Here is a 13,767-nt window from a genome sequence, read left to right as displayed (position 1 = left end):
CCTGTATCATTATGACAGACCACATTGCCTGGGGTGTCAAAGCGATCGATCCAGTCGCCGGCGAGGCGGCCGAGGGCGCGGGACGCATCGCCGGCGGTACGCTGGCGCGCTGGCTGAACAGCACGACGAGCGGTTCACCACGAACCGATGGAGCGCCCGGCGTCGAATCGGCGACCGGCGACGACGGCGCGGACGAACCTTTTGCTCGCGTTGCCGACCGGCTGTCGCGGATATCGAGGTCGCCGAGCGCAACCGCCCGTCCGCCGCGATCCCTGGACATCGGCTCCGAACCAGGCAGCGACCCCGGCGCCGCAAAGCCCGCCGAACATGGTGAGCCGGACGACATATTCACTCGCGTGGCCAATCGCCTCGCCAAGCGCGCCGCCCCCCCATCTCGGCCGGCACCCGCACAACAAGAAGGTCCCGGTCGGCCCGTACCGAACGACGAAGACACGAACGCACGAGCCGTTCGTGACCTCCTCGGTGCCGTCACGCTTCGGCTCGAAGCGATCGAGACCAAGCTGGATAATGGCCGCTCCGCCGAACCGCTGACATCGGCGATCGAGAAGATCGACGAACGAATGGAAGCTCTTTCCGCAGCGCTTGCCAGATCGCCCGGTACTTCACCCGCGGAAGATATGTCGCGTAAGTTTGAGAGCAGATTGGCTGAGATCATGCTTCGCCTGAACCAGGATACCCCCTCGCCCGCAGCGCCGCTCGATCCTGACCATAGGGACGAAGGCGGCCAGGCCACGGCCGGTGCGGCCAACGAAGCCTCCCTTCACCAGCCCCTCAAACGCCGGACCGATCCGCCGGTGCAGGCGTCCCCTGCGCGGAGTCCACAGACGAACGCCGAAGCCGACGCGGGCGAACCGACGGAGCGGGACCGCTTCGCGGCCGCCTTGGCCGAAATCCGCGCGCGCCAGGTGAGACTGCGCGAAGAGGCGGAACGCGAGAACCGGACGAAGGCCCTCGCAAAGCAAGAAAGCCCGCCCGCCACAACGGATGCGCCGCGCCGACCCGCTGAGCTGTCGGGCGCCCCGGCGGGGGATGACCTGACCAGCCGGCTCGATGCACTCGCGCGGCAGATCGAAGCAACGCTCGCCTCCGGCAATTTTCCCATGGCAGAAATCATCCAGCGGCTTGAACAGATCGATGCACGGATCGAACATCCGCAGCAGAAGGTCCATCTCAATCGCGTCAAAGATCTTCTGCAGGCCGTTGCGGCGCGGCTCGAGGCAGACGAGCGCAACCGGCTCAGTCCCGAGGCGCTCGATGCGCTCGAGGATCAGCTCGAACATCTCGCGCGGCGCGTCGACGAAGCTTTGCGGACGCGACCGAGCGATGGTGCGGTCGACAAGAAACTCGGCGAGCTGGAAAATACGATTCTCGACCTCATCACCCAGGTGCAGACTTTCCAGAAAAATACCGCGCGGTCCGTCGAAGAGGCTGCGCGCGCGGGTGTGGCGGACGCGCTCGCCGGGCTCTGGGACAATCTTCCCCCCGAGATCGGCGGCCTAAAGGCCGATCTCGCCGAGCTCCGATCGGTCTATGACCTGGCCGAGCAACGCTCGCACGACACCCTGACCACAGTGCACGGCGCCCTAGAACGCGTCGTGGAACGCCTCACCCTCCTCGAGGAAGAGCTCCACCTCGCCGTCACGCAGGAGCCGAGCCGGCAGCCCTTCGCCAAGCCGCCGGCGGCTGCAAGCCGCGCCGACAGCGTTTCGGCACGCGACCGGATCTTTGATCCGCGCATCGAGGGCAGGGACCTCGACGCCCCCATCGAGGCCGCACCGCGCGCCTCCGACCGCGATAACGACCGGCCGGTGCCCGGCAACGGCGCGGACGTCAAGGCGAGCTTCATCGCCGCTGCACGGCGCGCTGCACGTGCAGCAACGCAAGAGACCGCCACGGGACCGGTGGTAAGGCCGGCCGAGGCGACGGCCGCCGTCGCCCGCGGTCGCGGCACCTCGCTGATCGAGCGGCTGCGGCAGGGGCCCTCCCGCCGGCGTCACCTGCTGCTCGGGCTCGCCGCCCTCGTCGTGGCCGTCAGCGCGACGCTCATACTGAGCGTTCCGCGCGGGCTGAAGCCGGACTTGCTGTTCGCCACGACGGCGAAGCCGGCCATGGATTCGGACGATCCGATCGGCAAGAGTTTGGCCGGCTCGGACAAATCGGCGGACGACGCTGTCGCCAATCCCTTCGCCGCCGATCCGAACGATGCCACGGTCACCGGCTCCATCAAGCCGCAACCGGAGGCGGGCCTCCGTGCCGGGACAGCCGATGCCGCCCCGGCGGAGGCGCGGCCAGCGATCGTCACAGCCGTGCCGGCCCAGCTACTCGCAAGCGTGCCGGCGACAGCCGATGCGCCGGCCCTTCGCACTGCGGCAGAGCGCGGCGATGCCGCCGCCGTCTACGAACTCGCCGCGCGGCTCGCCGAAGGCCGCGGCATGACCCGCGATCCGCAGCTTGCTGCGCAGCTCTTTGAAGCACAGGCGCAGGCTGGCTTCGTTCCTGCCGAATACCGTATCGCCAGCCACTACGAGAAGGGCTTCGGCGTCGACCGTGATCTCGGCAAGGCGCAGAGTTGGTATCTGAAGGCGGCCGAAAACGGCAACGCCAAAGCCATGCACAATCTGGCAGTGCTCTACGCGGAAGGTGTCGGTGGCAAGCCGGACTATGCCGCCGCTGCCCAGTGGTTCCGCAAAGCGGCCGATTTCGGCGTTCACGACAGCCAATTCAATCTGGCGATCCTCGCCGCGCGCGGCCTCGGCATGCCGGTGGACCTCGTTCAGGCCTATACTTGGTTCGCCATTCTGGCGAACAGCGGCGACCAGGATGCGGCAGGTAAGCGCGACAGCATCGGGGCGCGCCTGTCGCCGACCGATCTTGCAACCGCCCGCGCCGCCGCCGAGCGGTGGCAGCCGAAAACGCCCGATCCGGCCGCCAATACGGTCGAGACCTCCGGCCCTTGGGGCAATACGACGAGCGGGGACGCGAAAGCCGCCGGATCTTCAAAATCACGTGCCTAGCGGCGCTAGAGGCCGCCGGCAGAAAGACTCTCTAAAAGGTCTTGTGCGATACCGGTAACATTCTTCACCGTCATCGGGTTGCCGCGATGGCGCGTGATGAATCGTGCTCTTCCGGATCGCTCCTGGGATACGAAGGCCGCTCGGTGACGACGGCAACGTTTCGGGGAGAGCCCTGAACCAGACAAAAGGACGGATCCCTATGGCGTTCAGCCGCCGATCGGGGTCCGTCAGCGTAAGGCGTCGTCGTGCAGATCTATCTTCCCATCGCCGATGTGTCCGTGAACTGGCTGCTGCTGCTGGTCATGGGAGGCGGTGTGGGCTTCATCTCCGGCATGTTCGGCGTCGGCGGCGGCTTCCTGATGACGCCGCTTCTCATCTTCATGGGCATTCCGACGGCCACCGCAGTGGCAACCCAAGCCGCCCAGATCGCCGCCTCTTCCATGACGGGCACGATCGGCTATTGGCGGCGACGCGCCGTCGACGTGAAGCTCGGCATCGTGCTGGCGCTCGGCGGGCTCGTCGGCACAGGCCTCGGCGTGTGGTTCTTCAACGTCATGCGCCGCCTCGGCCAGCTCGATGTCATCATCGCCATCGCCTATGTGGTGCTCTTCGGGGTCATCGGCAGCCTGATGCTGGCCGAGAGCCTGCGGGCCATCTGGCTCACGCGCAAGGGCATCAAGCGGCCGCTGCGCCGCTCCGGTGATCACCCCTGGTATCTCGGCCTGCCCTTCCGGATACGCTTCCACCGGTCGCAACTCTACGGCAGCGTCATTCCGCTCGCCCTGCTTGCGCTCTCGATCGCCTTCATCGGCGCCGTGCTCGGCATCGGCGGCGGCTTCATCGCGGTCCCGGCGCTGATCTACATGTTCCGCATCCCGGCGGCGGTGGTGGTGGGAACGTCGCTGTTCCAGATCCTGCTCACCATGCTCGCCGCCACGGTTCTGCACGCCACGACCAACCATTCCGTCGATATCGTGCTGGCGCTTTTGCTCACCGTCGGTGGCGTCATGGGGGCCCAGTTCGGCACGATCGTCGGCCGAAACCTACGCGGCGATGCTTTTCGCCTCTTGCTCGCCATGCTCATTCTCGCCGTCGGCATCCGCTTCGCGGGCGACATCGTGCTGAAGCCGGCAGATACCTTCTCCATGGTCACGCTGGAGAACTAGATGCGCCGGGTCCTGAGCTTCCTGCTTCTACTTGCGGGCGCGGTGCCGGCCACCGCGGAGACGCTCGTTACCTCGCTGTCCAGTCACCGCGTCGACATCACCTCCACCTATACGGGCGCATCGCTCGTGCTGTTCGGCGCCATCGAGCGCGACGCCCGGGCGGTCGCGCGCGGCTCGCCCTATGATCTCGTGGTCACCGTACGCGGTCCTCGGCGCACGGCGCTCATCCGCGAAAAGAAGCCGTTCGGCCCGCTGTGGATCACCGCCGAGCAGCGGCGCTTCGTCGACCTGCCGGTCTATCTCGCCGTCGTCACGTCGCGGCCGCTTACGGCGATTGCCGATGAGCCCGCACGCCAGCGGCTCAAGGTTGGGCTTGCAGCCGAGCTCGCCTCGCCCCTGCCCGGCGTCGATATCGTCGGCGCGGATTTCCGCCAGGCTCTGATCCGGCTGAGGACCGGCCAGGGGCTCTTCATCCAGGATGAGGGCGGCGTCAGCTTCCTCAACGACAGCCTGTTCCGCGCCAGCATCGAACTGCCTGCCACCGCGCCGACCGGCATCTACGAGGTCGAGACGGTGCTTCTGGCGGGCAGCGTGCTCTTGTCGCGGCAGAGCACCGATTTCGAAGTGGTCAAGACCGGCTTCGAACAGGCGACGGTCACCCTCGCGCGCGATTATTCGCTCGTCTACGGGTTCATGGCAGCCGGATGCGCGCTCATGCTCGGCTGGCTGGCGACGGTCGTCTTCCGCAGGGAATAGTCGGATCAGTCCGGCAGCAGCAGTGGCGCGGCGATGGCAAACAGCCGGCGGCCGAGCACATGCGCCGTGAGTCCCTCCGGAAAGAGCGGCGAGAAAGCCGCATCGCGCACGTTGAGTCCGCCCGCATAGGCCCCGAAGGCCGGCAGCACGCAGCGGCTTTCGTTGAGGGCAAAGCAACGCCGCCGCACGACACCGCCGCGCCCGGCGACCTTGGCGACGGGATGGAGATGGCCGGCAATCTCGATGCCGCCACTGTGGCTCACGGTCGGGATATGCCGGAAAGCGATGCCGTCCAGAGCAAGCTCGTCCATGACATCCCCGCCGACGCCCTCCGGCGGATCGGGATCGTGATTGCCGGCGATCCAGATCCACTGCCGGCCGCGCTGCAGGGCGGCGAGGCGCTCGCGGTCGGCATCGAGCAATCGCCCACCGCCCCCGCCGTCGTGGAAGCTGTCGCCGAGAGCAACAACCACTCGCGGCGCATAGTCAGCCACAAGGCGGTCGAGCCGGTCGAGCGTCGCGTGAGTGTCGTAGGGCGGCAGAAAGACGCCGCGCCGGGCGTAGGACGAGCCCTTTTCGAGATGGAGGTCCGCGATGACCAGCATGCGCTCCTCGAGGAGGTGGAGCGCGCCGCGCGGATCCGCCTCGGCCGTGCGGCCGCCGAGCGCAAAGGCGCGACGCATCCGTCCGCCCGTTTCTGGCACCGCATCTGCCGTCACCGGCCCGCTGAAATTCACGCCATCGCCTCCTCGACGAGGCTCGCCTCCGCTTCCGCGAGCACCGCGTCCGATGCCTCGCCATAGACGAGTTCGCGGCCGATCTCCAGCATCACGGCAATGGAGAGCGGCGAGAGCCTGTCGAGGGATTGATGCACGATTCGCCCGTTGATGCGAGCGAGCATGGCCGCGAGCCGGGCGAGATCGAGCAGTCCCGTCGCCGCATCGGCGCGCGCGGCGCGCAGGAGCAGGTGGTTGGGCTCGTGTCGGCGCAGCACGTCATAGACGAGGTCGGTCGACATGGTGACCTGCCGCTGCGTCTTCTCCTGCGAGGGATGGCGGCGCTCGATGAGCCCGGCGATGATGGCGCATTGGCGGAAGCTGCGCTTCATCAGCGCCGATTCGGCGAGCCATTCCTCGAGATCGTCGCCGAGCATGTCCTCGCCGAAGAGCCCGTCGATCGACAGCCGGTCGGAGGCGATCGCCGCGTCGATGTCGGAGAGGCACCAGGCGGCGAGGCCGTAGTCGTTGGCGACGAAGCCGAGCGGATGAAGCCCCGCCCGCTCCAGCCGGCGGGTCAGGAGCATGCCGAGGGTCTGGTGAGCGAGCCGGCCCTCGAAGGGATAGCAGACGAGAAAGAACCGCCCGCCGCGCGGAAAGGTCTCGACCAGGAGGCCCTCGCGGCCGGGCAGGCGCGAGCGGTGGCGCTGCGCCGTGAGCCAGTTCGCGACCGGCTCGGGCAGGCGGTGCCAGTCGTCGGGCGAGGCCACCATCGCTCTCACGCGCACCGCGAGGAAGCTCGACAGCGGGAACTTGCCGCCCTCGTAGGAGGGAATTTTCGGGTCCGTGCCCGGCGCAGTGCGTTGGGCGATAACCTCGTTCTCGACGATCGCCTCGAAACGCAGCACCTCGCCGGCGAAGACGAAGGTGTCGCCGGGCGACAAGCCCTCGGCGAAATATTCCTCGACCTCGCCGAGCACGCGGCCACCGCGCATCCAGGCTTGCGTCGGCTGCACGCCACGGCGCAGCTTCGCCACGCGGACCCTGAGCATGGCGGCCTCGACGATGGTGCCGACATTCAGCCGATATTGCTGGGCGCCGCGTGGATTGGCGACGCGCCACAGGCCGTCGCGGCCCTGGCGGATCTTGGCGAAGCGCTCATAGGACCTGAGCGCATAGCCGCCGGTCGCCACGAAATCGAGCGTCGCATCGAAATCGGCGCGGCTGAGCCCGGTATAGGGTGCCGCTTCGGTGACCTCGGCGTAGAGATCATCCGCCGTGAACGGCCCGCCACAGGCCATGCCGAGCACATGCTGGGCGAGCACGTCGAGCGCGCCGATGCGCGCATCGGGCGTGTCTTGCGCCGCCTCCGCCACCGCATCGAGCGCAGCGCGGCATTCCAGCACCTCAAAGCGGTTGGCCGGCACGAGCAGCGCCTTCGACGGCTCGTCGAGCCGGTGGTTGGCGCGGCCGATGCGCTGCATCAAGCGGCTGGCGCCTTTCGGCGCGCCGACATTGACGACGAGGTCGACGTCGCCCCAGTCGATGCCGAGATCGAGGGTCGACGTGCAGACGACCGCCTTCAGCCGCCCCGCCGCCATAGCCTCTTCGACGCGCCGGCGCTGCCCGACCTCCAGCGAGCCGTGGTGGAGGGCGATGGCGAGATTGTCGTCGTTGATATGCCAGAGCTCCTGAAAGACGAATTCCGCCTGCATGCGCGTGTTGACGAAGACGAGCGTCAGCTTGTGCGCGCGGATCGCCGCATAGATCTCGCGCATGGCATGAAGCGCGGTATGGCCGGCGAGCGGCGGCGCCACCACTGATTCGAGAATACCGATTTGCGGACGCGCACCGCCTTCGACCACGACGATATCGGTCGGTGCGGCACCGTGCGGCAGGTAGCGGGCGAGGACCTCGGGCTCGCGGACCGTCGCCGAGAGGCCGACGGCGGTGAGACCGGGCGCGAGCCGCCCGAGCCGGGCGAGCCCGAGCGACAGCAGATCGCCGCGCTTCGAGGTGACGAGCGCGTGCAATTCGTCGAGCACCACGCGCCTCAGTCCGGAGAAAAAGGCCTCGGACTCCCGATGCGCCAAGAGCAGCGCGAGCTGTTCGGGGGTCGTGAGCAGGATGTCCGGCGGGCGCTCGATCTGCCGCGCCCGCTTATGGCCGGGCGTGTCACCGGTGCGCGTCTCGATGCGGACCGGCAGGTCCATCTCGCGCGCCGGCGTCTCCAGATTACGCGCGATATCGACGGCGAGCGCCTTCAAGGGCGAGATATAGAGGGTGTGGAGGCTGCGGCCGAGATCCGGATGGCGCGCGCGCTCGGTGAGTTCCACCAGGCTCGGCAGAAAGCCGGCGAGCGTCTTGCCGGCGCCGGTGGGCGCGACCAGCAGCACGGAGCGGCCGGCCCGGGCTCTGTCGAGAAGCGCAAGCTGATGGTCGCGCGGCGTCCAGCCGCGCTGGGCGAACCACCCGGCGAAGGGCTCCGGCAGCGCGGCGATGGGTTCGACGTCGGACACATCGTCCAATCTAGTGCTCGGGGGCGGCGGCGTCACCTTGCCGTGCGGTCCTCCTCTTTGCGAATGGCTTTAAAGGCTTATCTTTGCTGGAGATGCGCCCGACCGACATCCTCACCCTGACGCCCGCCGGGCTCTATTGCCCGCCCGGCGACTTCCACATCGACCCATTGCGGCCGGTGAAGCGGGCGCTCGTCACCCACGGCCATTCCGACCACGCGCGACCGGGCCATGGCGCGGTGCTCACCACGGCCGAGACCCTCGCGATCATGGCCGTGCGCTGCGGCGAGGGCTTTTGCGGCAGCCAGCAGGCGGCCGAGCTCGGCAAGCCCATCCGCCTCGGCGAGGTCACCGTTACCTTTCATCCGGCGGGTCACGTGCTCGGCTCGGCGCAGATCGCGATCGAGGCCGGCGGCTGCCGTATCGTCGCCTCCGGCGACTACAAGCGCGAGGAAGACCCAACCTGCGCGCCCTTCGAGCCGGTTCCCTGCGACGTCTTCATCACCGAGGCGACCTTCGGCCTGCCGGTCTTCCGCCACCCGCCGGCGCGCCACGAGATCGCCAAGCTCCTCGACTCGGTCGCGCTCTTTCCCGAGCGCAGCCATCTCGTCGGCGCCTATGCACTCGGCAAGGCGCAGCGGCTCGTCGCGCTCTTGCGGGAGGCCGGCCACGATGCGCCGATCTTTATCCACGGCGCCATGGAACGGCTGATGCAGTTCTACGAGACGGCCGGCGTGCCGCTCGGCGATATCCGCAAGGTGCAGGTCGAGCGGGGCGCGGGACCGTCGAGCTTCGCCGGCGCCATCATCCTCTGTCCGCCCAGCGCAACGCAGGAAGTCTGGTCGCGGCGCTTTGCCGACCCTGTCACCGTCTTCGCCTCGGGCTGGATGCGCGTGCGCGCCCGCGCCCGGCAAAAAGGCATCGAGCTGCCGCTCGTCGTATCCGACCATGCCGATTGGGAAGATCTCTGCACGACGATCCTGGAGACCGGCGCCTCGGAGGTCTGGGTGACGCATGGCCAAGAGGATGCGCTGGTGCATTGGTGCGGCACGCAGGGCCTGAAGGCCAAGCCCCTGCACATGCTGGGCTATGGCGACGAGGACGAGGGCGGTGAAATCGCCCGCGATGATCCCTCCCCTTCAGGGGAGGTTCCTCCGCACAGCGGAGGAGGTGGGGTTGAACCCCGATCGAACACCCACCCGTCTCCGAGCTTCGCTCGGATCCACCCTCCCCTTCGCAAGTCGGGGTCTACCCGAGTTGCGCACTCATCGGGAAAGGGCGAGCCGGAGGGCAGCGCGTGAACCGCTTCGCCGAGCTCCTCGACCGCCTCGCCTACGAGCCTAGGCGTAACGCCAAGCTCCGGCTGATGACGGCCTATTTCCGCACCACGCCGGACCCCGAACGCGGCTTTGCGCTCGCGGCGCTCACCGGCTCGCTCGGCTTCGCTAATGCCAAACCCGGCCTCATCCGCGCGCTCATCGCCGCACGCACGGACCCCGTGCTCTTTGCGCTCTCCTACGATTATGTCGGGGACCTGTCCGAAACGGTCGCGCTGATGTGGCCGGGACCGGTCGCTCCTTCCTCTCCCCGTTTGCGGGGAGAGGACGGTTTCCGCGCGCAAAGCGCGTGGAAACCGGGTGAGGAGGCGGTTACCGTGGAACCTCTTTCGGCATCGCCCCCTCACCCCACCCTCTCCCCGCAAGCGGGGAGAGGGAGCGCCGTCGCGCCCCCCGCGCCCGCAACCGAACGCCCTCAGGAGCGAGGCACGCGCGATGACGCGCGCTTCGTCTCACAGGATGCGGCTCCCCCTCCCCCCTCGTGGGGGAGGGAAGGGAGGGGGGGATTGCCGGATGCGGAGCAGAGCGAGGGCGATCTGCTCACCGGCAACGGACAGCCCGACCTTTCGCCACCCCCAACCGTCCCCCGCAAGGGGGGAGAATGGAATGCGGCACCGATCGGCCACAACAACCCGCCGGCGCCGACGTTGACCGAGGTGGTGGAGGCGCTGACCGCCACTTTGAAACCCGACCTGCCGCATCTCCTCGCCTCCTGGCTCGATGGTCTCGACGAGACCGGGCGCTGGGCGTTGCTCAAGCTCATCACCGGGGGCCTGCGCGTCGGCGTCTCGGCGCGGCTCGCCAAGACGGCGGTCGCTGACATGGCCCCGCCGGAGCGGCCGATCGCGCCCAATGAGGTGGAGGAAGTCTGGCACGGCCTGGAGCCGCCCTATGAGGCGCTCTTCGCCTGGGTCGAAGGCCGCGGGGCGAAGCCCGAAGGGCTTTCGGCCGTGCCCTTCCGGCCGGCCATGCTGGCGCATGCGCTGGAGGAGGTCGACGCCGCCAAGCTCGACCCGGCCGACTTCTCGGCGGAATGGAAATGGGACGGCATCCGCGTGCAGGCGGCGGCCGCCACCGTCGGCCACCGCAGGCAGGTGCGGCTTTATTCGCGCACGGGAGACGAGATCTCCGGTGCCTTCCCGGATCTCGTGCAGGCGATCGCCGACGATCCCGCCTTTGATGGCGCGCTCGACGGCGAGCTCCTCATCATGCGCGAAGGGCGCGTGCAGAGCTTCAACGTTCTGCAGCAACGGCTGAACCGCAAGACGGTCACGCCGAAGCTCATGGTGGATTTTCCCGCCCATATCCGCGCCTACGACCTCCTGGCAGACGGCGCGGAGGATTTGCGGCCGCTGCCCTTCGTGGAGCGCCGTGCGCGGCTCGAGACCTTCGTCTCGCGCCTGAAGAGCGGGCGGGTCGATCTCTCGCCGCTCGTTGCCTTCACGGACTGGGCCTCGCTCGCCGCGGCCCGCGCCGACCCGGCGGCGGCCGGCGGCGGGGCGGATGCAGAAGCCATCGAAGGGCTGATGCTCAAGCGCCGCGACAGCGCCTATCTGCCCGGGCGGCCGAAGGGGCCGTGGTTCAAGTGGAAGCGCGATCCCTACACGGTCGATGCCGTGCTGATGTATGCGCAGCGCGGCCACGGCAAGCGCTCGTCGCTCTATTCGGATTACACCTTCGGCGTCTGGCGCGGGCCGGAGGGCGAGGAGGAGCTCGTGCCGGTCGGCAAGGCCTATTTCGGCTTCACCGACGAGGAACTCGCCAAGCTCGACCGTTTCGTGCGGCAATCGACCACCAACCGCTTCGGCCCGGTGCGCGAGGTGGTGCACGAGCGCGACGCCGGGCTCGTGCTGGAAATCGCTTTCGAGGGGCTGCAGCGCTCACCGCGGCACAAGTCCGGCATTGCCATGCGCTTTCCCAGAGTGAGCCGCATCCGCTGGGACAAGCCGCCGCGCGAGGCCGACCGGATCGATCTGCTCGAGGCCTTAATAGAGACCCGGAATGCAGGCCTTTAGCGAGATATCATATACTTTTTGTCTACGTCTTGCGTCGAAGCGCGCAACACGAAACAATGTGGCTAATTTGGGGGAGGCCGATCATTGAACGATCAGCCGTCGGTGCAGATCGTCATCGCTGACGATCATCCGCTTTACCGCGGAGCGCTGCAGCAGACCATCACCACGCTCATGCCCGGAGCGAAGGTGATCGACGTGGGCACTTTCGACGAGGCCGTCGCGGTGCTCGCCGAGGCGGGCGAGGTCGATCTCGTGCTGCTCGACCTCACGATCCCGGGCGCCCAGCGGCTCTCGGGGCTCATCTACCTGCGCGCCCAGCATCCCGGCATTCCGGTGGTCATCGTCTCCGGCAACGACGACCGCACGGTGATTCGCAGCTGCATGGACTTCGGCGCGGCCGGCTTCATCCCGAAGTCGCTCGGCGTGGCAAGTATCGGCGAGGCGATCAAGACCGTGCTCGCGGGAGGCACCTGGGCGCCGCCGGATGTCGATCTCTCGGGCGCCGTCGACAAGGTGGTCGATGATGCGGCCAAGCGCCTCGCGCGGCTCACGCCGCAGCAGATGCGCGTGCTGATGATGCTCTCCGAAGGGCTGCTCAACAAGCAGATCGCCTATGAGCTCAGCGTCTCCGAGGCGACCGTCAAAGCGCATGTCTCGGCCATCCTGCAGAAGCTCGGGGTCGAGAGCCGCACGCAGGCTGTGATCCTGGCCGGGCGGGTCACCGGGACGGCGGCTTAGGCTGTCGGCATCCGTGTGAGCCTGCGCTTTACCCTCCCCTTGATGGGGAGGGTCGGGCCGCAGGCACGGGGTGGGGTGCCTGCCCTCGCTCAGTCACCCCCTCCCGCCGCGGCTTCGCCGCGTCGACCTCCCCCCTCAAGGGGGAGGTGAGACATCGCCTAAAACTCCGCCAAAAACGCCTCGCTGCGCGCGAGCGCCTTCTCCGCCAGCGATCCGGGGAAGCCGATGAAGACATGGGCCCCGCCGGGCCAGACGGCGAGGTCGGCGCGGTTGCCGGCGGCCGTCCAACGGGCGCTCATGAAAAGGCTGTCGTCGAGGATCGCATCGCGCGTGCCCACCGTGAAGATCGCCGGCGGCAGGCCGGCGAGATCACCGTAGAGCGGCGAAATGTCGGGATCGCGCAGATCGCCCCCGCCGCGCAGAAAGTTCTGCACGAAGAGGTGAACGTCAAGCGTACGCATGACGAGCTTTTCCTCGCCCCAGCGCCGGGCGCTCGGCGTCATGCCGAGATCGTAGATGCCGGCGACCAGATTGGCAGCGCGGAAGGGCCTGAGGCCATGCACGTCGCGCAGGCGCATGAGCGTCACGACGCTCAAATGCGCGCCGGCCGATTCGCCGCCGATGAAGAGCCGGTCGGTCCCGAAGGACGAGGCGGCATTCTCGACGAGCCACAGCGCGGCGGCCTCGCAATCGTCCGGCGCGGCGGGATAGGGATGCTCCGGCGCGAGACGATAGTCGACGGACACTGAGGCGAGCCCGAGCTTCTCGGCCATGCGCTCCAGCCGGTCGTCCTGCATGTCTGCCGAGCCGAACACCCAGCCGCCGCCATGGATATGCAGATAGACGCCGCGCGGATCGGGCGGGGCAATGATGCGCAGCGGCACCTCCCCCGCCCGGCCTGGAATAAGAAGCGTCTCCGCCCGCGGGCTCCTCAGTGGCAGCGGAAAGGCGCCGCCGCCCTCGGCCCGCATCTCGCGGATGACCGCTGGAGGGAGGCTCCATTGATCGGGCAGACGGGCAAGCTTGGCGATGATCTCGGCGTTGAGCGCCACGGTCTCGGGATCAATGGCGGCGGGATCGAAAAGGGCTGGATCGAGCATGGGAGGTTGGTTGCACTCCTTGGGCGGTCCTGCGATGAAACATCAACAGGCACGGCTGGTCCAGCCGAGCCCGCGGAGACGTCCGCGCAGGCTGTCGCGAGCACGGGAGTACGACATGGCCAATGGTTCGCTGCAACGTTTCGTCGGCGGGTCGCCGGGAGCCGTTCTGGTGCGGCTGATCTTTCTGTCGATCCTCGTCGGCGCGCTCATGGCCTTTCTCGACATCACGCCCTTCACCCTGATCGACGGCATCGTCAATTTCTTCCATCGCGTCTTCGGACGGGGTATCGACGCCGTGCGCGAAGTCCTGCAGTGGCTGGTCTATGGGGCGATCATCGTGGTGCCCATCTGGCTCATCATCCGGCTGACATCCGGACGCGGCTGACGC

Annotated in this window: 10 protein-coding genes; 7 read left to right on the top strand and 3 right to left on the bottom strand. The window is 68.0% G+C overall.

Going from position 1 to position 13,767, the window contains the following annotated elements:
* Positions 1–11 precede the first annotated feature (11 nt).
* The 3 genes from ACFQU1_RS02755 to ACFQU1_RS02745 all read left to right on the top strand — a co-directional run bounded on the left by ACFQU1_RS02755 (position 12) and on the right by ACFQU1_RS02745 (position 4,957).
* Entirely contained in the window at positions 12–3,035 is a 3,024-nt protein-coding gene (locus ACFQU1_RS02755; RefSeq protein ID WP_378128976.1) for a hypothetical protein, read from the top strand.
* A gap of 245 nt (positions 3,036–3,280) precedes the next feature.
* Positions 3,281–4,201 carry a sulfite exporter TauE/SafE family protein gene (locus tag ACFQU1_RS02750; RefSeq protein ID WP_378128974.1) on the top strand — a complete coding sequence of 307 codons (921 nt, stop codon included), beginning with the start codon at positions 3,281–3,283 and terminating at the stop codon, positions 4,199–4,201.
* On the top strand, positions 4,202–4,957 hold the full coding sequence (locus tag ACFQU1_RS02745) for a TIGR02186 family protein (protein ID WP_378128972.1): 756 nt from the start codon (positions 4,202–4,204) through the stop codon (positions 4,955–4,957).
* A gap of 5 nt (positions 4,958–4,962) precedes the next feature.
* Here ACFQU1_RS02745 and pdeM read toward each other — a convergent pair whose 3' ends face one another.
* Both pdeM and ACFQU1_RS02735 read right to left on the bottom strand, forming a co-directional pair.
* Positions 4,963–5,640 carry a ligase-associated DNA damage response endonuclease PdeM gene (pdeM, locus tag ACFQU1_RS02740; protein ID WP_378129745.1) on the bottom strand — a complete coding sequence of 226 codons (678 nt, stop codon included), beginning with the start codon at positions 5,638–5,640 and terminating at the stop codon, positions 4,963–4,965.
* Between the two features lie 50 nt (positions 5,641–5,690).
* A complete protein-coding gene (locus ACFQU1_RS02735) occupies positions 5,691–8,201 on the bottom strand; it encodes a ligase-associated DNA damage response DEXH box helicase (protein WP_378128970.1) in 2,511 nt (836 codons plus the stop codon).
* Positions 8,202–8,284: 83 nt separating this feature from the next.
* Here ACFQU1_RS02735 and ACFQU1_RS02730 point away from each other — a divergent pair, with 83 nt between their 5' ends.
* The 3 genes from ACFQU1_RS02730 to ACFQU1_RS02720 all read left to right on the top strand — a co-directional run bounded on the left by ACFQU1_RS02730 (position 8,285) and on the right by ACFQU1_RS02720 (position 12,279).
* Positions 8,285–9,490: a ligase-associated DNA damage response exonuclease gene (locus ACFQU1_RS02730; RefSeq protein WP_378129743.1), complete on the top strand. Its 1,206-nt coding sequence runs from the start codon at positions 8,285–8,287 to the stop codon at positions 9,488–9,490.
* Positions 9,487–11,541 carry a cisplatin damage response ATP-dependent DNA ligase gene (locus tag ACFQU1_RS02725; RefSeq protein WP_378128968.1) on the top strand — a complete coding sequence of 685 codons (2,055 nt, stop codon included), beginning with the start codon at positions 9,487–9,489 and terminating at the stop codon, positions 11,539–11,541. The genes ACFQU1_RS02730 and ACFQU1_RS02725 overlap by 4 nt, the downstream gene beginning before the upstream one ends.
* A gap of 84 nt (positions 11,542–11,625) precedes the next feature.
* Positions 11,626–12,279 (top strand): LuxR C-terminal-related transcriptional regulator, encoded by a 654-nt coding sequence (locus ACFQU1_RS02720; protein WP_378128966.1) that lies wholly within the window; start codon positions 11,626–11,628, stop codon positions 12,277–12,279.
* 158 nt (positions 12,280–12,437) lie between these two features.
* Here ACFQU1_RS02720 and ACFQU1_RS02715 read toward each other — a convergent pair whose 3' ends face one another.
* Positions 12,438–13,379, bottom strand: a complete 942-nt coding sequence (locus ACFQU1_RS02715) for an alpha/beta hydrolase (RefSeq protein ID WP_378128964.1) — start codon at positions 13,377–13,379, stop codon at positions 12,438–12,440.
* A 115-nt stretch (positions 13,380–13,494) separates the two neighbouring features.
* On the opposite strand from ACFQU1_RS02715, the gene ACFQU1_RS02710 reads away from it, so the two are divergent.
* The gene (locus tag ACFQU1_RS02710; RefSeq protein ID WP_378128962.1) at positions 13,495–13,764 is read left to right on the top strand and encodes a DUF6460 domain-containing protein; all 270 of its coding nucleotides are present in this window, start codon (positions 13,495–13,497) and stop codon (positions 13,762–13,764) included.
* Positions 13,765–13,767: the final 3 nt, after the last annotated feature.

Source organism: Chelatococcus sp. GCM10030263, assembly GCF_042666455.1.
Classification (GTDB): domain Bacteria; phylum Pseudomonadota; class Alphaproteobacteria; order Rhizobiales; family Beijerinckiaceae; genus Chelatococcus.
The sequence above is the reverse complement of the archived record's forward strand: the minus strand, read 5'-3'. Positions and strand labels throughout refer to the sequence as shown.

Excerpts from the sequence above, each read along its gene's own strand:
- ACFQU1_RS02715 (WP_378128964.1), bottom strand. The coding sequence starts at position 13,379 with ATGCTCGATCCAGCCCTTTTCGATCCCGCCGCCATTGATCCCGAGACC.
- ACFQU1_RS02755 (WP_378128976.1), top strand. The coding sequence starts at position 12 with ATGACAGACCACATTGCCTGGGGTGTCAAAGCGATCGATCCAGTCGCC.
- ACFQU1_RS02710 (WP_378128962.1), top strand. The coding sequence starts at position 13,495 with ATGGCCAATGGTTCGCTGCAACGTTTCGTCGGCGGGTCGCCGGGAGCC.
- pdeM (WP_378129745.1), bottom strand. The coding sequence starts at position 5,640 with ATGCGTCGCGCCTTTGCGCTCGGCGGCCGCACGGCCGAGGCGGATCCG.
- ACFQU1_RS02745 (WP_378128972.1), top strand. The coding sequence starts at position 4,202 with ATGCGCCGGGTCCTGAGCTTCCTGCTTCTACTTGCGGGCGCGGTGCCG.
- ACFQU1_RS02730 (WP_378129743.1), top strand. The coding sequence starts at position 8,285 with ATGCGCCCGACCGACATCCTCACCCTGACGCCCGCCGGGCTCTATTGC.